Raw genomic sequence first — 22,440 nt, forward strand, 5'->3', positions numbered from 1 at the left:
CAGGTATTGATGCTACTGCTGTATGCCCAGAAATTCAAAAACATAAGGGTCTTTGATAATGTCTTCCGGCTTTTGAATATCTACTCCTTTATTGGCGATTGCCAAAACGCCTGGTTTATCTTTGCTTAGCGCCAATCGGTGAAACAGCATGCTTTTCATCTGGCGCTTTAGTTCGCGGACACTCCATCGTTCCTTTTCACATTGCTTGATATAAAAGCTGATTTCCAGGTCGTTGTCTGCCTTGAGTATCTCAAAATAATGGCTCCAGCGCAATTGGTGAGACAGTGTCTCACTTTTTGGGAACGAGCGAAAAAACTTGCGCATATATACCAGATTGGATCGACTAAAGCCTTTTCCATATGCCAGAGTCAAATCGCGCGAAAGTTTATCGAGCAATTCGCGGCCATAATCTGATTTCTGCTTTCCGCCTTGTTCAAACTCTACAATGTGCCTCCCGATATGCCAGTAGGTATGCACGAGAATGGTATTGACGGCGCGGCCAGCCTGTTCACGCCCTTTTTGCAATAGCTCATCTATCCGTTTTTTGAGCGATTGGTATTCTCCGCCGTTTTCAACTAGTTTCATTGAGCGAATATTAGCGTAAATAGATTGTATAGACGTGCGGCAAGGACTAAAAAATCCGCTTTTTTATGTATGTTTAAGGTATGGCTAAAATCTACTTTCCTTCCCTGGAATCACTGCTGGATGATTTTATGGCGGTACTCAGGCGTTTCCCTTTGGAGCTGGTATTTGCCCTGGCGGGAACCTGTGCGGCAATTCAATCTACGCTGCCGGGTCATGAACATACTGATACGGCCTGGATACGGGTGATCATGTGCGGTAACCTTGGATTGGTGTTTAGTCTTTCTGCCAGCACCTTTGCGACGTCCCTGCGGACAAAGGCGATCGTGACCTGGCTGCTGCGGGCGCTTGTTCTGGGGTTGGCTGTATTTTATTTTTTCAGGCTTCCCGCCATTTTACGTGATGAGGATATTTACAGGTTCTTCCTGTTTGCTGCAGCGGGGCATGTCCTTGTATCCGTGGCGCCCTTTTGGGAGCGCGGAAATATCGGCAGTTTCTGGTTTTATAATAAAACGCTGTTCCTTCGTTTTCTTACGGCCGTCTTATATTCCGCCGTACTTTTCGCCGGCCTCTCAATAGCGCTGCTGGCCCTGGACGAATTGTTTGGGGTTACGATAGAAGGGGAAGTGTATTTCCGGTTATGGATGGTGATCGCAGGGCTGTTCAACACCCTCATGTTCCTGGCAGGAGTACCGGTTCAGCCACTGGAAAAGAAAACGGAAGAAGCTTATCCGAAAGCCTTAAAGGTATTTACCCAGTACGTGCTGATTCCCCTGGTGAGCATTTATGTGCTGATCCTGCTGGCTTATGAACTCAAGATCATTGTGCAATGGGACCTGCCACGAGGCTGGGTATCCAACCTGATCATCGCCTTCGCCGTTTTCGGGGTACTCTCGCTCCTGCTCGTATTCCCGGTACGAAATTCCTCGGAAAACAAATGGATCACCTGGTACGGGAAAACTTTTCACTGGATCCTGCTGCCCCTGGTAGGCTTGCTTTTCCTGGCAATTGGCAAGCGGATATCCGAATATGGTTTCACGGAAGAACGGTTCATTGTATTGATTACCGGGGTCTGGCTTTTATTTACGGCAGTCTATTTTCTGTCGGGGCGAAGGGATAATATTAAGATGATCCCTGCTTCGCTCATTATTTTTATCCTGTTCACCCTTACGCTGGCCTTTCCTGTTTCCGCAGATAGCCAAATGCAGCGGCTGTTTGCCGTTTTTGAACGGAATAATATGCTGGAAACCGGCGAATCCGGCACTAGCGATACTGTACGCGTAGTCCCGGCGCAGAAACAACCTTCCGAAGAGGACCGGAAGGAAATCACTTCTATTGTTACCTACCTTTACCAGATGCATGGCTTAGAGCCTTTCAGGGGGCATTTTACCGGCCTTTCGGAAGAAAAGCTGGAACTTTACGCCTATAATTTTACCGACAATCTGCTCAAAAGCCTCCAGGTCGCCCCCGCTTACCGGTGGGATACCTTTCCCGGGCTTGACGGAATCCGTTTTTTCAACGTTTCTTTAAAAAGCGATACGGCGATTCCAATAACCGGTTTTGATTTCCAGCTGAACAAAGAGCTTCCCGGAAGAAGGGATGAATTCCATGCGGGCGATCATTCGATCACAGAGGAGCTGCTCCCGAAAGAAATGTCAGCTGCCCTGGTTATTGACAAGGTTGACACCCTTCGTTTTGACCTGGAACCCCTGATAAATACGCTGTTACAGGAATATATAAAGACACAAAGGGGTGCATCAAGCATCAACCCGGAAGAAGCCTCACTGGAAAAGGAAACGGACCGGTATAAAGTACGGCTGTACCTGCTGAGCGTCTCAGGCCATGTAAATGAACAAGGTGTGATCGATACCACCTCTTCACTGAATATTCAAACGGGGTACCTGCTGAAGTTTAAAAACTGATCTTGTCGCCTTTGCCGATCCCGTATTTATCGCTGAAGCCCGCTACCACTTCTACTACATACTGCGCGGGCGCGCCGGATGGAATGCTTTCCGTAGATTGCGGTTTGGCATACTTTCCGATAGACACTATTTCCTTTTCGGCGTTGACGTAAATAATATCCAGGGCTATATAGGTATTTTTCATCCAGAAGCCCTTTTCTTCTTCCTGCTTGCCGATGAACAGCATTCCCTGGCTCTCCTGCATATCCCGGCGGTACATCAAACCTATTTCGTGTTCTTCAGGGGTTTCCGCCTTTTCAATGTCAATGGTGATGACCTTTTCACCGGTTTCGCCATCAATAAAGGTAAGCTCCCCCTCCTTTTTGAATGAATTACCGGTGTGTTCCAGGAGGATTCCCGCTTTTTTTTCGGGTTTGTATAAGTACAGGTAATAGACCCCTGTGGAAACGGCGGCCAGCAAGAAGAGGCCAACAAAAATACGGACATTACGCCGGGCGTTACTCATTTCAAAAAGTTTAATGCTAATTTAGTATTTTCATTCAATAATCAGACCATTATGCAATCCAGTCACCAAATAGACTATTACATTCACGGCGAAGAAATGCAGCTGGTGGAAATCGAACTCGACCCGCAGGAAAGCGTGATCGCCGAATCCGGCAGCTTCCTGATGATGGAGGACGGCGTCCAGATGCAAACTATTTTCGGCGATGGTTCAGGGCAGCAGCAGAACGGCTTCCTGGGAAAACTATTCTCTGCCGGGAAACGTATTTTGACGGGAGAGAGTCTGTTCATGACCGTTTTCACCAATGCAGGGCAGGGAAAGAAAAGAGTCTCCTTCGCCGCGCCTTATTCCGGTAAGATCATCCCCCTTGACCTTGCGGTACTCGGCGGCAAAATAATCTGCCAGAAAGATGCCTTTCTATGTGCTGCCCGCGGCATTTCGGTGGGCATTGAATTCCAGCGGAAACTGGGTTCCGGCCTGTTCGGCGGGGAAGGATTTATCATGCAGAAAGTGGAAGGGGACGGCATTGCCTTTGTACATTCAGGCGGCTACGTGTTTGAAAAGGACCTGCAGGCGGGCGAAGTGCTTAAAGTGGATACCGGCTGCGTCGTCGCCTATACCCCTTCCGTCGATTTTGATATCCAGTTCGTGGGAGGCGTCAGGAATACCATTTTTGGCGGGGAAGGCTTGTTTTTCGCCACGCTGCGCGGACCAGGCCGCGTATGGATACAATCGCTGCCTATCAGCCGCCTGGCCAACCGCGTCCTGGAATATGCCAAGAGCGGATGGGGCCGGAAAGAAGAAGGAGGCGTATTGGGCAGCCTGGGTAACCTGCTTGATGGCAGGTAGCTTAGAGCCGGCAAATTTCCTTTTGTTCTCTTAAACGGTCAATAAAATCGTTTAAGATCGGATCGTTTTCTTTATCTTCCTGAACGATCAGCGTAAAATACCGTGATTCCTTAAAGCCCGGAAGCTTTATATTAACTCCTACAAAGGGATAATAGAAAAAAGCTATTTCCTCCCAGTCTATATAGGTTTCCGAATCGCCATCCATCAACTTTATCCACTCTTCGCTAAAAAAGATCTCTTCCGGGTTCAGGAATAGCTGGTGCTTTTTCTCGTTCAGCCATTCCGGTCCGGCCAGGGCCTCTGCCGTTTTATTTAAGGCCTGGCCGGCCGAGCTGTTAAAAATTTGAAATAAGTTAAGTAGAATTTCCTTCATTGCATATGTTCCGTTTAGTTAATCTATTCTGGTCATCTAAATTTCTGAATAACAATTCGTTCACAGTATAGTAAAGTTTGGAATTCGCTATAGAAATAATTGAAAAGGTTTATAGTAAAATTACTACATGGAAAACTTATAAAATCAAAGCCAACCGAACATTAGGTTTATGTTTAGCAATGTGATAATTTTAAACACTCTTATTTTCCACTATGACAAAATTTTTTACGATTACGCATTGTATTCTTTTTACGCTCGTACTGCTCACGCGGACAGTAAGCTCGGCACCCGGTCCCGATAGCAGTTCCTTTTATATTCAGCATTTTACCAGTGAAAATGGATTGCCGCAGAACAGTGTAAAATCCATTGCGCAGGATGCAAATGGCTTTATCTGGATGGCTACAGAAGGGGGGCTGGTACGTTTTGACGGAAGGGATTTTAATATTTATACGAGCAAACAGCTACCGGTTAAATCCAACAGGATCCGGGAAATGATCCGCGGGCTGAAAAGCGGGAACTTGTATGCCGTTGCTGAAGACTACCGGCTTATTCGCATCGCAGAGTCAAAAGTATCGCTGCTTCCGAAGATTAATAAAAGCTACTCATCTTTTGCTATCAGGCCGGGTGACTCCGTTATCGCCTACCGTTCAATTGGGATGCCGAATATGTATGCTGAATTTATCACAAAAAACATACACTACCAGCTTCCGCTGGGCCCTCATCGATACTTCTTAGCGGATGCCGATACTGTACGGTATTATGAGAAGGGGCAGGAACAATGGCATGTTCCCTTTCAAAACGAGAACTACCTGCATTTTTTTACGATCGGCGAGCAACTATATTACCTGGATAATGACGCCGCGATAACGGTCATACGTCGGGATACCTTGCTAACCTCTCCGCTTGAAGGCGATATCATTTACAATGCTGCTTATCGTGAAAAGCAGGCGGCGCTGTATTGGAATGTGGTATCCGGCGATGTATTCCTTTACCTGAACAAATGCCTTTACCTTCTGGAAGAACGGTCCGGAGGGCGGCTGCATACCCGGTTGATCCTTCCGGATTTTGATTTCAACCTAAATAACGTGTATTCGGTTCACTATGACAGGAAAAACGAGCGGCTTTTCCTGGGCAGCCAGACAAAAGGCTTATTTGTGATAAAACGAAGAGGCTTCCTTACTCTTACTGCGGGGAAAGACGGTCCCGGCGGCGCTGCCTTTTATGCCCAGACAGCTTATCCTGAAAACAAAGTATTGACGGACAAAGGGACTATTTTTGGTTTGGAAGGTTTCGCGGGATACCTGCCCCTGGTTGCCCGTCACGGCGACAGTCACAGTATTATAACTGACCCCGCGGGTAATATCTGGCGAAAAAAACTGTATCAGGTTTCGAAATTATCACCCGATGGCCGGCTGTTAAAGAAGTTTATTCTGCCTGATTATACCGCTCAACTGTACAGAGACCGGAACGGCGGCATTTGGATTGGAACCGTCAGCAACGGTCTTTATTATTTAGATACATTGGAAAAGGAAGTGCGGCATATTCTTCCGGTCAGCAGTGAAATCACCTATATGAAAGAGGATGCTGACGGCAATTTATGGGTGGGTACCAAATCAGGATTGTACAGGCTGCTTCTTCCTGAAATGAAGCTGGATTCTGTCGGGGGGCTCGAATCAAAATATATCAGGAGTATCTATCTCCCGGAACCGGATCAGCTCTGGCTTACTACCGCCGAAAGCGGCATATATCTTTACAGAGACGGAAAGCTCACTAATTTCCCCCTTGATAAACATGGCTACCTGGCAAGTTCGCACTGTATATTGGAGGATGAGCAGGGGTATTTTTGGATAACCACCAACCGCGGCCTGTTCCAGACAACAAAAAAAGATTTGGTGGACTTTGCTGATGGAAAGTCGGATAAGGTATTTTATGTCTACTACGGCAAAGAGGCTGGCTTCAACACCAACGAGTTCAACGGCGGGTGCCAACCCTGTGGATTAGCCCTTGAGAACGGCTATTTCTCCTTTCCCTCCCTTAACGGAATGGTATGGTTCAGGCCGGGGGATGTCCGGGCAGAGCTTCCGCTGAATGATATTTATATTACAAAAATTGAAATAGACAGTATTGTCAGGGCCGCGGAAGATACGTTAAATCTAAAATCGCATTTCAACAGGATGCAAATATTCTTTACTACGCCCTATTTCGGAAACCCCTATAATCTTTCATTTAAATACCAATTGAAAGGCCCTTCCGGCTCCAATGACTGGCTGGACGTCGAAAGCGGCAATATGATCTCCTTCTCCTCAATGCCATCCGGCACTTACAGGCTGACAATTCGAAAACAAAAAGGATTTGATGCCGCCGGCTACACAGAGAAACAGCTGGTAATAATTATTCCTCCTGTGTTTTACGAAACCTGGTGGTTCAAATTACTGGTAGTCCTTGGCGCTTTCTTACTTGTACTGCTCTATATCCGTTTTCGCCTGAACAATATCAAACGGCAGAATGAGGAACTTGAAAGGCGGATTGCCGAACGCACCCTGAAATTAAAAGAAACTATTTTTGCCGAACAAGCCTCGAAGGACAAACTCCGGCAGCAGAATTATATGCAGCAGCGGCTGCTCGCCGCGATTACGCATGACATTAAAAGCCCGCTCCAATATCTTGTCATGGCTGCCAAAGCCTTACATGAAAACTTCCCTGCCCGCGATGGAAACGTGGAAGATGATTTGGAGAGGATCTACAGGTCTTCATCCCGGGTTTTTCACTTTACGGAAAACCTGGTCCGTTATATGAAGGTGAACATGGCCGGCGCCAGGCTGAACAACGGCCCGGTCAACCTGCGCGGCCTCATCAACGAAAAGATCGATATTTTTTCGGAAATGGCCGAATCAAAGGGAAACAAGATCCATAATGATGTAGACTGTTCAATTTCCCTTCGCACCAACGGGCAGCTGCTGGGTATTGTCATTCACAACCTGTTGGATAACGCCATTAAATTCACCCGTTCGGGACAAATCCGCTTTTCAAGTGTGCAAACCAACGGACAGCTGAAGATCATCCTTGAAGACACGGGCAAGGGCATATCCTCCGAAATGATGGATTGGTGCAATAACTTTAAAGCAATGAACGCGGAACCTGAAACCGACCTGTCGCATAAAGGGCTTGGGCTGACCATCGTCATTGAACTGCTGGACATGATAGACGGAAAGCTGTTTATTGCAAAAAGAGAACAGGGAACCCGGATTGAACTCACACTATAAGCAGCCCTGCCGGTCAGGAATAATCATAGATCCTGTACTTTTCTATCAGCTCCGCGATATTGGAAACGGCAAGTTTTTCAAATATCCGGTATTTATGCGTACCCACGGTAGAAGTATGAAGATTCAGCTTCTCAGCGATCGCCGTCTGGCTGATACCCATGACGAGCATCCTGGCTACTTCCGTTTCCCGGTCTGAGAGTTCCGCCAGCGGGTTGTTCATATTCACTTCCTTCCTGATCATTCCCTGCAGGAAATATTCCCTTATATTCTGACTCATATAATGTTTTCCGGAAAGGATCGTGTTTACCGCGCTCTTAACTTCCACGGGAGATGTATCCTTCTGCAGGTAGCCGTCCGCGCCGGCTTTAAAATACCTGGTGGCATACAATTCTTCGCTGAAGGCAGAAAAAACCAGGACCTTTATATCGGGCTGTTTTGACTTAACAGTGCTGATCATCTGGAAATTATTACCTCCGGGGATATTAATATCCAGGATGAGCAGGTCAATTATATGTGCATTTAATAAACGGATCGTTTCATCGAAATCTTCAGCCTCATGTATGGTGCTTCCGGGGTCGATTTCTTTGATGATCTGGCTAACTCCGAGCCGGATGATCCCATGGTCGTCTGCGATCAATACTTTCATGTCTTTTTATAGTATCCATAAGAGGTGCATTGGTGCAAAAGCAAACATACTAATATGATCGCACGGATTAATGACATATACGTCATTAAATTTAATTCGTAAAACGTAAAGAACCACTCTTTTAAGGAGCAGCTCTTTACCGTCATGACCCGTTGAGGCCAGGATCTGTCGTTTGGCTATTTCTTCAGAATGGTGAATTCGGTTCTCCGGTTTAGCTGGTGCGCCTCCACAGAACAAGCAACGCCATTTGAACATTTGTTGACCAGGCGGGTTTCGCCGTAGCCCCGGGCTTCTAACCGTTCGGCGGCTATGCCCTTTTCAACCAGGTAAGCAACAGCCGATTCAGCCCTTCTCTGGGACAAGGCCATATTATAGGAATCGCTTCCCCTCGAATCGGTATGGGAGCTGAGTTCAATGGAAATGGTCGGGTATTCCTTCAGCAGGGCTACCAGCTTATCCAGTTCAAGGGCGGCATCCTCCCGTATATTGGATTTATCAAAGTCGTAGTAGATATTCTCCAGGACAAAGGTTTGCCCGGGGTACAATGACTCCAGGAACAGGTCCCGCTCCAGCGTTGTTGAGGCTTCAAGGCCGGCCGTGAAGGCATCTTCCGCCTTGTGTAACTGGTATTCATCCATTTCCGCCCGTACCCTGTACCGGGCATCCGGCGCCAGCTCAAAGCGATAGTTACCGTCGGCGTCCGTCCGGGTAGTGAACTCTTCCCGGGTATCCAGGTTGGTAAGGATCACTTTGGCGCCGGCCAGCGGTTCTTTAGTCCTAAGCGTGAGAACCTGGCCTTCCAGGGCAAAATGAAGCACTTTTTTTATCGTGAAGTAGTAGATATCATCATCTCCGCGGCCCTCCCTGCGATCGGATGTGAGGTAACCGGTTTCCTCGGTAAAGTAACGGAAGGTAAGGTCATCGTGAGAAGAATTGACCGGGTATCCCATGTTCCGGGGCGAAGCAAAAGAATTGCCGGACGCACTTGCATGGAAAATATCCAGGCCGCCCATGCCGGCATGCCCTTTCGAAGAAAAATACAGGTTGCCTTCCTGGTCAAGGGCCGGGGTACGTTCATCGGCGGCGGTATTGATCTCCGGACCCAGGTTTTCCGCCTCTCCCCAGGAACCGTCATCCATACGGCGGCACACGTAAATATCCGTTCCGCCCAGCCCGCCTTCCATGTCGGAGACAAAATACAGAGTTTGCCCGTCAGAGCTGATATAAGGGTCGCTTACCGACCAGTTCAGCCCGTTATTGTATCGGAAAGGAACGGGGTCCGACCAGTTTTCGCCTTCCTTTTTAACAGAATAAATCTCGATGGTAATGGTGCTGGGCACTCCCCGCTTTGTTTTCCCCAGCTTTTCGGGAAGGCGGGTCAGGGCAAAGAAAAGTTCTTCGCCGCCGGCGGTCGCGCTCACGGCGCAGATATGATAATCGGTATTCGCCTGGATGGGAAAGCGCTCTACGCTTCCGCCGGCCGATTGGTATAACCTGTAATATTTATGGCCTGTCCATCCGTATATCTTCCGGTTAGGACTTTTACCCCTGTCAAACCTGAGAAAAGGCCGTCGGCTAACCGTTTCCGCCACTTCTTCCGCGGCTTCCCTGTCAGAAGCAAACAACAGCATGTCCTTATAGGGAACGGCGCCCCAGTCGGAATATTCCGTATTCAATTCCGGTTTCGCGGTGACTTCTGCCGGGCCTGGGTTATCCAACCAAACCAGTGCGGAATCGCAGGAAGCAATCCGCGCCTGTAATAAGGCTTCGTTCGTTTCTACGGGCATAGCCGCATACCGTTCATACTGCTCCTTCGCTTCGGCATATTTCCGGTTATTCTGCAGTAACTCCGCATAACGAAATACATGAACAGCTTCATGTTCCGGGAACGCGACAACCTGCGCATACCAATTCTCCGCTTCGGCATAGGAACGGGTAAGCCGGTAACATTCCGCCAGCCGTTCGGTAGCATGAAAGGTTTCCTTCTTATCCAGCGCCTTTTTATAAAGTTCAATGGCCATCGTATAATCGAACAATTCATAATGTTCGTCAGCCTCTTTAAGTACATACTGCGCCTTTACATCCGTATACGAGGCCAGGATGACGGCGGTGAAGACTAGCGGGAGTAATTGCTTTCTCATGTTCATCATCCTTAAAAATATCTGGGGTTTAACATTCTGGTATCTTTCAGTTTAAAGTAGTAGCCAAGGGATATTTCGTGCGTGCCCCCGCTTAAACCCTGTAAAGGCTCCAAGGAATAATCATAAGCATAACCTATATGCAGCGATGGGGTAGCGAAAACTTCCGCCATAAACACAATGGAATTGCTTTTATACAGGTCGCCCTGGAGATAGCTTTTATCGTAAAGGCCCACAGCAGTCCGGTAAGAAGCGCCCACCCAAAGCCTTTCGGCCAGCAGCACGAAAGTATTCAAATCAAGGCTGGTGGGCCCTCCCCTGTCATCCTTCAGGAGGAAGGAAGGTTTGAACTGCACCTGCTGGGAAACCGGCAGCAGCACGCCGGCGGTAAGGTAATAATGGTGCTTCGGTTTCGGAATATACTGATGATCCTGCATCTTCACATGGGCGGAGATCAGGTTTTCCACCGAAAAACCGGCGTACCAGCGATCGTTGGAATAGAAAACGCCGGCCCTTGCATCGGGAAGAATATTCCGGATCATGCCGGTAGGCTGCTCCGGTTCAGGAGTATTCGGGTTCAGCATGGATCCGTCCAGCCCCAGCTGCACCAGCCCGATGCCCAGCCCGAAAGCAAGCCGCGAAGAGCCGTCTTCGCTGGTCCTGAGCCGGTAAGCATAATCAAGATAAGCGGACAAATTGCTTTGCGCGCCCAGCTTATCGCTCGCAAGCTGGAATGCCAGGCCCACGTTTCCTTCATTCGCGATGGCATCCACCGCCAGCGACATGCTTTCGGGCGCTCCCTCGATCCCTGTCCATTGGTTGCGGTAAAACCCGTGTACATGCAGCTGCTCCTTATAGCCTGCGTAGGCGGGGTTGATATAAATGCCGTTAAACATGTACTGGCTATATTGAGCGCTCTGCTGGGCAAGGGCCGCAAATCCCTGGAACAGGAAGAATGCTATAAATATATTCCGTTTCATCATCTTGATTGATTTAAATGCGGTGTTCATTAAATTAATCCTCATCGTGCAAATGTTCTGACCAGCGTGATATACCCTTTGTACACTTCTTCCTTCCCGGCGGCATCCCTTATCCGGAGTATATAGTAATAAGTGCCCTCATTCAGCCCTTCGCCGGTCCAGGTATTCTTATAATTCACCTGGCGGAATACTTCGTTGCCCCAGCGGTTAACAATGAACAGCTCATTATCCGGGAAGCCTTCCAGCCCGGGGATCACAAACGTATCGTTGCGGCCGTCGCCGTTCGGGGTGAACAAGTTGGGAATGCTCAGCGGCCGCGCTTTCACCGTAATATCCACGATTGCCACGTTACTCCAGTTGCCGTCCTCGTCCTGCACGCGGTACGTGAAGGCATCTTCCCCGGCGAAATCAGGATCAGGCGTATAAGTGATGGTGCCGTCCGGGTTGACTGTGAGCGTTCCGTGCAGCGGCTCGTCAATGATCTCTACAGAAGCGGGGTCAAGCGGCGATCCATCCGTTTCGTCATTGTCCATGATCGTAATAATGACTTCATCTCCGGTTTCCACTTCCCCTTCGTCATCATTCGCGATAGGGTCAGGAATGAATACAGGCACATCCGGCGAACTGGGTTCTTTAGGATCATCCGGGTTTTCAGGATCTTTCACCGTGGCGGTATTGGCAATCTGGTCAATGCCGGTCAGGTTGCCTGCTACTGTCACCTTGAAGCTCACACTTTTGCTTTCGCCGAATGGAATAGCCACCGTCCAGCTTAATCCGTTATTTTCAAACGTACCGTCATTATCGGCGCTGCCTTCCACGTATTCCGTATTCTCAGGCACGGCGTCAGTAATAATAAAGCCGGTCAGATCCACATTACCGGTATTTTCTACGGTAATGGTATAGGTCATTTCCTCACCTGCACGGGCATTTCCGTCACCGCCGGCATCGGCCACTGTTTTGCTGGTTTCAAAATCCCGTACCCGATCTACAGGCACTGGCGGTGTTTCAGGCTCTTCAGGCTTATCCGGGTTTTCCGGATCGGTTACCCTGGCCTTATTGGCAATTCCGCTGATGCCTGTCAGGTTATCATTTACCGTTACCTTAAAGGTGATATTGAGCGTTTCGCCGTAGGGAATATCTACGGTCCAGTCAAGGCGGCCGTTTTCGGTATCGTATATTCCTTCGTGCGTGGCGCTGCCGTCAAGATAGCTCGTGCCGGCAGGTATGGGATCGCTGATCGTCATCCCGGTCAGGTTCACATTGCCTGTATTGGTGATCGAGATCGTATAGGTCAGCTCTTCACTGGCCTGGGCCTTGCCATCGCCGCTGGCATCCGTCACCGATTTCTGCGAATCAAAGTCGCGTACCTCCTCAACAGGTACCGGCGGAGTTTCCGGTTCTTCCGGCTTATCCGGGTTTTCCGGATCAGTTACTTTGGCCTTGTTGGCTATTTCCGCGATGCCGGTAAGGTTCTCATTTACCGTTACTTTGAACGTGATATTGAGCGTTTCGCCGTAGGGAATATCCACGGTCCAGTCAAGGCTTCCTGTAGCCGCCGTGTACACCCCGCCGTTATCCGCGCTGCCATCAAGGTAGCTCGTGCCGGCAGGTATGGGATCGCTGATCGTCATTCCGGTGAGTTCAGTATCTCCCGTGTTCTCGATGGCGATCGTATAGGTCAGCTCTTCGCCGGCCTGGGCCTTACCGTCGCCGCTGGCATCCGTTACCGATTTCTGTGAATCGAAGTCACGCACCGGGTCAGTAGGCACCGGCGGGCTTTCCGGTTCTTCGGGGTTACCCGGGTCTTCCGGATCGGTTACCGTGGCCTTATTGGCTATTTCGATGACTCCCGTCAGGTTATCGCCTACTGTTACCTTGAAGGTGATATTGAGCGTTTCGCCGTAGGGAATATCCACGGTCCAGTCAAGGCTGCCGGTAGCTGCCGTGTACACGCCGCCGTTATCGGCGCTGCCGTCGAGGTAGCTTGTTCCGGCGGGTATGGGATCGCTGATCGTCATGCCGGTGAGTTCAATATCACCTGTATTTTCGATGGAAATAGTGTACGTCAGCTCTTCGCCGGCCTGGGCCTTGCCGTCACCGCTGGCATCCGTTACCGATTTCTGTGAATCGAAATCGCGTACCGGGTCAGTCGGTACCGGCGGGCTTTCCGGTTCTTCGGGGTTACCCGGGTCTTCCGGATCGGTTACCGTGGCCTTATTGGCTATTTCGGTGACTCCCGTCAGGTTATCGCCTACTGTTACCTTGAAGGTGATAATGAGCGTTTCGCCGTAGGGAATATCCACGGTCCAGTCAAGGCTGCCGGTAGCTGCCGTGTACACACCGCCGTTATCCGCGCTGCCGTCGAGGTAACTTGTGCCGGCGGGGATGGGATCGCTGATCGTCATGCCGGTCAGGTCAATATCACCCGTATTCTCAATGGAGATCGTATAAGTCAGCTCTTCGCCCGCCTGGGCCTTGTCATCGCCGCTGGCATCCGTTACGGATTTTTCCGAATCAAAATCACGTTGAGGATCAGTCGGTACCGGCGGGCTTTCCGGTTCTTCAGGATTATCCGGGTTTTCCGGATCAGTTACCGTGGCCTTATTGGCTATTTCTGCGATGCCGGTAAGATTTTCGTCTACCGTAACTTTGAAGGTAAGATCAAGCGTTGTCCCAACAGGTACATTCACCGTCCAGTCCAGGGCATTTCCTGCCGCATTGAATATTCCTCCATTATCTGCGCTGTTATCCACGTAGTTAGTGCCGGCAGGGATCACGTCATTAACCGTAAGTCCCGTCAGGTTAACATCTCCCGTATTCGCAATACTGATAGTATATGTGAGTTCTTCGCCCGCCTGGGCCTGGCTATCCCCGCTGGCATCGGTTACCGTTTTGCTGGCACTGAAATCGCGCGTGCATTTGCTGGACGGAACGACGATCACCAGGTCCGGGCAGTTTTGGTAGCTTACTGTAAGGGTAGCCGGCGTACCCAGCGGAATGCCGGTAATAATGCCGTTAGCTATATCAACGGTTCCCTGATCGCTTGTTACGACTGCGTCCGGCAGCACCGTGAATACTACCTCGTAGGTAGCTGAACCATCGGAAGCACACTGTGTCCCTCCAATGCTGATGGACGGATTCTTACAGGGGACGTCGCATCCGACAGGGCTGGTGACCGTCAGCGTTGAAGTACAGTTCCCATTGCTTGCCATTACCGTAATCGCCGTTCCGATGGTTCCCGTAATGGTTCCGTCACCGTTATCAGTACCGCCGGTTACCATAATGGCAGCGCCGGTAGATTCACTATAGCTAACCGTATAAGTATTACCCGTTCCGCATAGCGGCTGGCCCAGCGTAAGGTCAGGCATCACACAGTCATCCGGGCAGGTGGCCAAACCGGCAACCTGTGCTGTAACCGACGAACCGCTGCAGCTGGAGGTTACTGTAATACCGGTTCCCAATGGAATTCCGGTGATCATATTATTCGCCGCATCCACCGTTCCGGCGGTGGCGGTAACATCGCCGTTGCTGACATAGCTGACGCTGTAGGTGCCATCAGCCGGGTCACAGGTTAACTGCCCGATGGTAAGCAGCACGGTACAAGGATTCAGGCAGAATTCCGTAGGATCGTCTTCCGTTACCGTAGTGGGGTCATCACTAAGAATGGTCATTCCGCCCTGAGTGATGGTAGCCTGGTTGGTATAGCAACTCTCATAGGTGGCGTTATCGGCTACCTTTATCGAAACGGTAAATGTCAATGGGCCATTTGCCGCGGAAGGCGGTACCGTAATATCCGAAATGCTTAGGGTTTGACCTGATAGCGTTACGATTCCTCCGCCAGGGCTGGCCGGGACCACAGCGTCAGCCACCCAGCTCAAATCGGAAGAAGTAAGGATGTCTTCGAAATCGTAGGTCATCGGCAGCATCTGGTTGTTATAAATGCTGAACTGCACCTGCACTACGTCGCCGGGATTGATGCCGCCTGCAGGCTTCAATACTGTTTTCTCCAGGCTTGTCGGGAAACAGGCGGTTGCATCAAAACCGGGGAAACTAGTTACGTCAGTTACATTGACAAACGCTCCGTTTGCAGGATTATAACGGTACAGCCGTTGTCCGCCCTGAGCAGGTGTGCCCCCGTTGGCGTAAAAATAAACGCGGCCCTGCACGTCGTTCCATGCGCCGCCCGCTCCGGCAGCTGGCACGGAACCGGAGGCTGGAGGCACCACTTGCTGATCGCCGGTGGCCGGATTGGTGCGGATAAGTTGATTAGCTCCCGCAAGTCCGTACAACATACCATCAAAGGGCGAAAAAGCCAAATCAGCCGAAAGGTAGTCGCCGTTCAGCGGTATCGTTGTATAGGTCATTGACGTAAGGTCAACCGTGGCCAGGTGCATACCGCTTCCGTTCGCTTGCACCATTGCATAAAACTTATTATCCAGCCCCACGACTCCCGGCGCGCCATTAATACGGGCGCCATTTGGATTAACACTTGGGTCGGTCGTCCATGTTTCCATTCCACGGCCCACCTGGGTACTCGTAGGCCTCCCTAATCGCCGCACTGTCCCCTCGCCGTCGATTTGCACAATTTCATTGACAATTTCGGGGTCGTCAGGGCTGCTTACAAATCCGTAGATCAGGTTATCCTCGAAATTATAGCCGATCGCATTGTATCCGCCTGGTATCGAAGGAGCCAACGTAGCAAATACGTTCTTGGGATTATTGGCTGCCACAATGGACAGCGTAGACGGTACTCCTCCTCCCGGCGTACTTACCAGGTAAGCCGAACCGTTACATACAAACGGTACGGGGCAATCGGCGCTCACCTCGATACCCGGGGATGCAGCCGTCAGACAATCCCCGGCCATTACTGCCCGCACGGTATACATTCCGCTCTGCCCTGCCGCCGGCTGGTAGGTGGTCCCGGTCGCTCCTGAAATGGGCGCCCCATCCAGGTACCATTGGTAGCTGGCCCAGGCGGCATCAGGATTGGTCACTTCCAGGATGGCGCTGCCCACGCAGGTTGCCAGCTGGCTTTGGAAATCAATCTCCGGTGCGTTGTAGGACATGCTGAATCCGTCGAAAACCATAAAAGACCGGGCTGTAGGGCCAGAATAGGCCACGATATAAATACGGTCATAGGTCTCCGTAGAGGTAAACGTGAAACTATATTCTTTCCAGGCTGGATTGCTGGCTGAGATCTCGTTGGTGATCATGGGAGAATATCCCAGCGGATGAGCCGTCGTGAAATCAGCCTCACCCGGCTGTACGCCATAGAACCTGAACCGGCCCGCACCGGTATATGGGCTCTGCATGAGATAACCAGCTGAAAAGGTGAATGTATATGTACCTGCCGGCAAAGGCGCCACCAATGTGTTCTGGAAATCTTCCCGGGGCTGATTCACCGCCCCGCCGTGCATGCCTCCCCAGGCTACCCCGTCCGATCCGGCAGGGAGATCAGTACTGGCAGTCCAGCTGCCTGCGGGTCTTGGGGAAACACAGCCGGCAGCAGGATCGTTAACCATCAACTGCCCGCCAGTATCGCCGGTCGAGGCTGGCTGGCTGGTTTTCCAGGAGACCACATATTCCAGCGTACCCAGACTGCTGTAATTCGGACATTGGGTATACCGTTCCATGCTGCCATTGGCGAAATAATTCGCATAAGGATTACAGGCCGGGTCATCGCAATCGGCCACGCCGTTGCCGTCATCGTCAATGCCGTTACCGCAGACTTCAGGAAGAAGCGGTGTAAGGGTAAGTTTTACCGCTGTCCGGGGTCCGCGGCAATCGCCTGCTTGTATTTCGGCATAATAGGTAACAGATCCATTTGTGCTTAGAGAAGGATCGGCCACTACATTTCCGCCGGTTGGAGCATCGTACCATACAATGGTTGAACCAGCCGGAGCTGTCGCCGGAAGCGCCGCAGTAGCGGTAAGGGTCTGCCCGGTTGCGGTTTCTTCCTGGTCACCGCCGCTAATGGGCGCCGGAAGAGCGGCGCCAATGGTTACAGTAAAAGGTTCTTCATCGGCGCAACCTACCGTGTTTTCCGGGATAAAGGTGTATGAAGCTTCAAAATTGGAAAGCTCCCAGTTTTTTACGATGTTCAGCTGGCTTGTTTCCAATGCTATAAGGATAACAATATTACCCGCCAAGAGATCTGCCAGCGGAACCACTCCGGATACAACCGGGCTTGCAGAGGCATTCGCCGGGAAGTTAACCGGCAGGGAGGCCAGGTATAAATATTCCCCGGTGGTTTTATTCGCGATCGCCAACCTGCCGGGATAACCGAGGGCATTGCCCGGCCCCAGGTTGGTAATGGTAACGCTTGCTTCAATCTTTACTTCCGTACCAAAACAGTCGGCTGTGTTGCCAAGACTAACATCACCGGCTATCATATGATAAACCTGCTCATAAGATGATGCGCCATGCTGGATGAGCTGGTTTGCCGTCCCCTCCCAGAATGCCGCGTCAACGGTTCCCGGATAGGGAGGATGTGTCTGAATGTATAGCGGATGATCAGGTGGAAGCGTTGTATTGCCCGTAACGGTAAGGCTTCCCGCGCAGTTAGCCACGGACGCCGCCTTATCATAAATATACAACTGGTTGGCGCCGGCAGCCGTGATCAGGTCACCGGGCTCGTACCTGGTCCCCGTGCCGCCCGGTCCTGTGAAATAGGCTTCATTCCCACTCAGGGCGGTGCCGGTGATCGGCGGAAGCTCATAGGCCCCGCAGGCGACCTGATCTGCCAGGGGATTGATATCCGGGCCGGCTTCAATGACTAACGAAACGGGTGTGCGGTTACTGCTGGAACATGACCCGTTGTTTGCTTCAGCATAGTAAGTAACCGAACCTACTGAAGCAAGGCTTGGATCCGGCACGACGTTCCCGCCGGTGGGTGCATCGTACCATGTTATGGTGGAACCCGCTGCAGCGGTAGCCGTTGCTGTGAGGGTTTGAACAGGATCTTCGGCACAAACGTACTGGTTCCCACCGCTGACGGGCGCATCCGGCCGTTCCTCTACGTCCAGCGTCACAGTAGCCTGCGAAGTACAGGAGGCAGTTGTTACTTCCAATATATAATCGCCCGCCTGGGCAAGTGTCACGTTTTGAAGAATAAGGCTCGCTTCTGAAGAAGTGAAGCCGCCGGGACCTGTCCAGGAATAAGAAACAACCGGTTCCGTACTAAGCACGGATGGTGTAAAAGTCACCGATTCTCCCTCGCAAAGCTGGGCAGCTGCCTGGTTGAAATTAATGGTGATCCCGCTGTAACTGGAGAAATAGCCATACCTGGCGCCGCCGTTATTCGTATGGAATACGCCCATCTGGAATTTGACGCCCGGATCCGTATTGCTGACAATGACAGGATTCCCGGCGCCAACCAGGGCTGGAGGCACCTCTATGCGGGCATAATGCCATCCGCTGGTTCCAGCTGATGTAAACGCCGGTGCGGCCAGAAGGCCCGCGTCCCCGTTTACCAAAAAACCCGAAGTTACGGGTGAAACGATATTCACATAAAACTCCCCGTTATTGGCCCGAACTACACTGACAACATTGGAACCGTTGCAGGAGGAAAGCGGTGGGAGCAGGCTGAAGGATTGTTCCCCGGCTACGCCTGACAGCTGAAGGGCCGTCACCGGCTTGCTCGTTTCTACATAAAACGCGGCAGTACCGCCGGTTTGCAATTCATACGTATCGGTGGCATTGAGCGTTGCTACCTGCGTGCCATCAACGGATATCGTTGTAGCATCCTCAACCGCTGTGAAATAAACGATGTCGGTGGCGCTTCGGTAGCCCTTCACTACCAGGTAAGTAGTTCCGAGACTGCTGACAGGGACCAGTTGCTCACTTCCCAGGTCGGCGGCAGTTGCTCCGTAGCGCATCAGCTCCGAAAAAATGGTCACGGTAACCGGCTTGTCAGAATTTACGGTCGTTCCTGATAGTCCCGGCGCTATGCCGGGCGTCTGCCCGAAATAGGTTTCACCCCGGTTCAAATTAATGGTAAAGGGAGCGCCGGCAGGCCGACCCGTAATTTCGGCCTTTGGCGTAATCGTAACGCTTGTATTATCTTCGGTAGCTACTACTACAAATCCCTGCTGACCTTCAGCGTCCGCCCTTACGGACGATTCCTGCTGCATTGGCACTATAAATTCCGTGCCGAGCGCTTCGCTTCCCTTTAAGGCGATCAGATCCGGGCTTTGGCTTCCGCCGCCGGGCTCATAATACACGGATATTTTTGCATCCGTTTCTATCAGGATCCCTGTAGGCATATTCCCGTTGCCGGTTGTATTGATAACCTGACCTATCTCGGTGTTGGTTAAGGTCACCGTTTGTGTACTATTGGCAGGTACCACCACCGTTTTAGGTGTGAAGCCGCCGTTAAGCGGAATACTGATGGTTACCGTAGCCGGGCTATCAAAGGCCGAGATCCTGAACGCCGTACCCGGCCAATACGCCTGTGTGGTATAAGGCGCCGCAAACCAGTACTGCGTGTCAAATGTAATGCTGCTCTGGCCGCGGCTTTGAACTGCTGAAAAAAGGATCAGCAGAAAAAGCGGGCTCATAAAACGAAAAAATTTTCCTAAGAGTGTAGATCTGTTAAGCATAGAGACTACGGTTTAAATCATTTACGGGGTAATTGCCTTTTCGGCAAGACCGGCCGAAGAGGAACAAAGCTATATCAGCAAATAGTGAGTTACAATAATAGACCTCAACCATTTATAGAATATCAAGTAAGCAAATTGTTAAACATATAGTTGACAATACAAAAATAGATGATATACTTTTATCACATTGTAGAATTAATTCTATTCGGAGGTAGAATTTCTTGGTAATTTAAAAACTTTACTCACGCCTGCTTATCCATGCCTGCATGGCTTCGCTCAGCTAAGAAGCCGGCCGGCATCATTCACCGGCCTGTTGCAGGTCCAGCCGGAATTCTTCGATCAATTCGGATATATTGGCGACGTTCAGCTTTTCAAAAATGCGGTTCTTATAGGTGCTTACGGTGGATAATTTCAGCTCCAGTTTATCGGCGATGCCGCTTGTCCGTTCGCCGTTGATCAATAGGCGGGCTATTTCCAACTCCCTGTTGGACAAGGTTGAAAGGCGGTCAATCCTAAAATGAGGATAATTGTCCAGAAGAAGATCCTGGACCTGGGAACTGATGTACCTTCCTTCCGTCAGGACCTTCATTATCGCATTCCGGGTTTCTCTTTCGGAAGAACTTTTCTGAAGATAACCGTCAATGCCTGTTTTCAGGTACCTTAAACCGTATACCCGTTCATCATAGGCCGAAAAAAGCAGGATCCGGGTGTCCGGGCGGACTCCCCTGACCTGATCGATCATCTGGAAACTGTTACCGCCGGGAATGTTGATGTCCAGGATCAGGAGATCGAATTCCTGGGCTTTCAGTAAGGAAAGTGCATCGTCAAGTGAACCGGCAAGCAGAATACCCGCCTGCGGAAGAAAATCCTTGATAATCGCGCGCATGCCCTGTTGCACCACCAGGTGATCGTCAGCTATCAGGATCTTATAATTCTTATTGTAAAAATTTACCATATAAAACAGAATAGTTCAGGGTTTTTGAGATCAGAGGTCAAATCGGATACCCTGCGCCAGCGGCAGCTCAGCTCCGTAATTGATTGTATTGGTTTGCCGGCGCATATATGTTTTCCAGGCATCCGACCCGGACTCCCTTCCGCCGCCGGTCTCTTTTTCTCCGCCGAAAGCGCCGCCTATTTCAGCGCCCGACGTACCAATATTGACATTCGCAATGCCGCAATCGGAACCAGCCGCGGACAGGTAAAGCTCGACTTCCCGCAGGTTTGTGGTCATAATAGCAGAGGACAGGCCCTGGGGAACGCCGTTCTGAATCGCAATGGCTTCGTCCAGGCTGCCGTATCGCAAAAGATAAAGAATAGGTGCAAAAGTTTCCTGCTGCACGATCTCCATATCTTTTTCCGTTTCAATAATACAGGGCCTCACATAGCAGCCTGACGCATATCCTTCGCCCTCGAGTACGCCTCCTTCCACCAGGATTTTTCCACCTTCGGCTTTCGCTTTTTCTATCGCGTCCAGGTATCCCTGCACGGCATCTTTATCAATCAGCGGCCCCACATGGTTCTGCTGATCAAGGGGATTGCCTATTTTCAGCTGCCGGTAAGCCCCGGCCAGGCGCGCCTTAAATGTTTCGTAAATACTTTCGTGAATAATAAGCCTGCGCGTACTCGTACAGCGCTGCCCGGCCGTACCCACCGCGCCGAATAAACTTCCCGTAAGCGCCATATCCAGGTCCGCATTTTCGGTAATAATAATGGCGTTATTCCCACCCAATTCCAGCAGCACCCGCCCCAGGCGCGCTCCCACAACGGCAGCTACCGATTTTCCCATCCGGGTAGATCCTGTGGCCGATACCAGGGCAACGCGGGGATCCTTCGCCAGCAATTCACCGGTTTCGCGGCCGCCGGCAACCAGGCAGGAAACCCCTTCAGGCACCCCGTTCCTCTTGAATACGTCAGCCGCTATTTTCTGGCAGGCAATAGCGGTAAGCGGGGTTTTTTCCGAAGGCTTCCAAATGCAGACATCCCCGCAAACCCAGGCGATCATTGCATTCCAGGACCAGACCGCCACCGGAAAATTAAAGGCCGAAATAATGCCAACTATACCAAGGGGATGCCATTGTTCGTACATGCGGTGCTGCGGCCGCTCAGAATGCATGCTTAACCCATAAAGCTGTCTTGAAAGCCCTACGGCAAAGTCACAGATATCAATCATTTCCTGTACCTCGCCCCAACCCTCCTGTAAACTCTTTCCCATTTCAAGCGAAACCAGGGCGCCCAGCTTTTCCTTGTTCTTACGCAGCTGATCGCCTATCTGACGGACAATTTCGCCCCGTTTAGGGGCAGGAAAAGTTCTCCATTTGAGAAAGGCCTTTTGCGCTTCCTGCACCGCCTGCTCGTAACCGCCGGCATTGGCAAAAATAACTTTTGCAAGCGGCTGCCCGTTTACCGGTGAAACTACTGCTTTTGCTTCCGTATCAGGCGCAGTCCCCCATTTTTCCCCGGTACTCCAGGATGGATTTGTCTCCGCTATCCCGAGCGCCTTCAATATTTCCCTAACATTCACATCCATAATCCGTATATTTGTCATCGTGGCCCTTATGATTTGGAATTCAATTGATTAATATGAC

The 22,440-nt window shown here is 50.7% G+C and carries 12 protein-coding genes; 3 read left to right on the plus strand and 9 right to left on the minus strand.

Annotation, left to right across the window (positions count from 1 at the left end; genetic code table 11):
• Positions 1 to 12 precede the first annotated feature (12 nt).
• The gene (locus tag FRZ59_RS03365; RefSeq protein ID WP_132130730.1) at positions 13 to 585 is read right to left on the minus strand and encodes a DUF1016 N-terminal domain-containing protein; all 573 of its coding nucleotides are present in this window, start codon (positions 583 to 585) and stop codon (positions 13 to 15) included.
• A gap of 80 nt (positions 586 to 665) precedes the next feature.
• On the opposite strand from FRZ59_RS03365, the gene FRZ59_RS03370 reads away from it, so the two are divergent.
• Positions 666 to 2,504 (plus strand): DUF4153 domain-containing protein, encoded by a 1,839-nt coding sequence (locus FRZ59_RS03370; protein WP_132130729.1) that lies wholly within the window; start codon positions 666 to 668, stop codon positions 2,502 to 2,504.
• Here FRZ59_RS03370 and FRZ59_RS03375 read toward each other — a convergent pair.
• A complete protein-coding gene (locus FRZ59_RS03375) occupies positions 2,494 to 3,009 on the minus strand; it encodes a DUF192 domain-containing protein (protein WP_132130728.1) in 516 nt (171 codons plus the stop codon). The two genes, FRZ59_RS03370 and FRZ59_RS03375, sit on opposite strands and share 11 nt — an antisense overlap.
• Positions 3,010 to 3,060: 51 nt before the next feature.
• On the opposite strand from FRZ59_RS03375, the gene FRZ59_RS03380 reads away from it, so the two are divergent.
• The gene (locus FRZ59_RS03380) at positions 3,061 to 3,855 is read left to right on the plus strand and encodes a TIGR00266 family protein (RefSeq protein ID WP_132130727.1); all 795 of its coding nucleotides are present in this window, start codon (positions 3,061 to 3,063) and stop codon (positions 3,853 to 3,855) included.
• 1 nt (position 3,856) lies between these two features.
• Here FRZ59_RS03380 and FRZ59_RS03385 read toward each other — a convergent pair whose 3' ends face one another.
• Positions 3,857 to 4,228, minus strand: coding sequence for a hypothetical protein (locus FRZ59_RS03385; protein WP_132130726.1), 372 nt, complete (start codon positions 4,226 to 4,228; stop codon positions 3,857 to 3,859).
• A gap of 212 nt (positions 4,229 to 4,440) precedes the next feature.
• Here FRZ59_RS03385 and FRZ59_RS03390 point away from each other — a divergent pair, with 212 nt between their 5' ends.
• Positions 4,441 to 7,491 (plus strand): ligand-binding sensor domain-containing protein, encoded by a 3,051-nt coding sequence (locus FRZ59_RS03390; protein WP_132130725.1) that lies wholly within the window; start codon positions 4,441 to 4,443, stop codon positions 7,489 to 7,491.
• A gap of 13 nt (positions 7,492 to 7,504) precedes the next feature.
• Here the strand turns inward: FRZ59_RS03390 and FRZ59_RS03395 are convergent, their stop codons facing one another.
• The 6 genes from FRZ59_RS03395 to amaB all read right to left on the minus strand — a co-directional run bounded on the left by FRZ59_RS03395 (position 7,505) and on the right by amaB (position 22,382).
• Positions 7,505 to 8,137 (minus strand): response regulator, encoded by a 633-nt coding sequence (locus FRZ59_RS03395; RefSeq protein ID WP_132130724.1) that lies wholly within the window; start codon positions 8,135 to 8,137, stop codon positions 7,505 to 7,507.
• A 176-nt stretch (positions 8,138 to 8,313) separates the two neighbouring features.
• Entirely contained in the window at positions 8,314 to 10,278 is a 1,965-nt protein-coding gene (locus tag FRZ59_RS03400) for an OmpA family protein (protein ID WP_158640514.1), read from the minus strand.
• Positions 10,279 to 10,289: 11 nt separating this feature from the next.
• Positions 10,290 to 11,258 (minus strand): PorP/SprF family type IX secretion system membrane protein, encoded by a 969-nt coding sequence (locus FRZ59_RS03405; protein WP_225975166.1) that lies wholly within the window; start codon positions 11,256 to 11,258, stop codon positions 10,290 to 10,292.
• Between the two features lie 38 nt (positions 11,259 to 11,296).
• Positions 11,297 to 19,813: a DUF7507 domain-containing protein gene (locus FRZ59_RS03410; RefSeq protein WP_158640515.1), complete on the minus strand. Its 8,517-nt coding sequence runs from the start codon at positions 19,811 to 19,813 to the stop codon at positions 11,297 to 11,299.
• A 340-nt stretch (positions 19,814 to 20,153) separates the two neighbouring features.
• A complete protein-coding gene (locus FRZ59_RS03415) occupies positions 20,154 to 20,810 on the minus strand; it encodes a response regulator (protein WP_132130721.1) in 657 nt (218 codons plus the stop codon).
• Between the two features lie 30 nt (positions 20,811 to 20,840).
• Positions 20,841 to 22,382 (minus strand): L-piperidine-6-carboxylate dehydrogenase, encoded by a 1,542-nt coding sequence (gene amaB, locus FRZ59_RS03420; protein WP_132130720.1) that lies wholly within the window; start codon positions 22,380 to 22,382, stop codon positions 20,841 to 20,843.
• Between the last annotated feature and the right edge of the window lie 58 nt (positions 22,383 to 22,440).

It is taken from the genome of Anseongella ginsenosidimutans, assembly GCF_008033235.1.
Taxonomy (GTDB): Bacteria; Bacteroidota; Bacteroidia; order Sphingobacteriales; family Sphingobacteriaceae; genus Anseongella; species Anseongella ginsenosidimutans.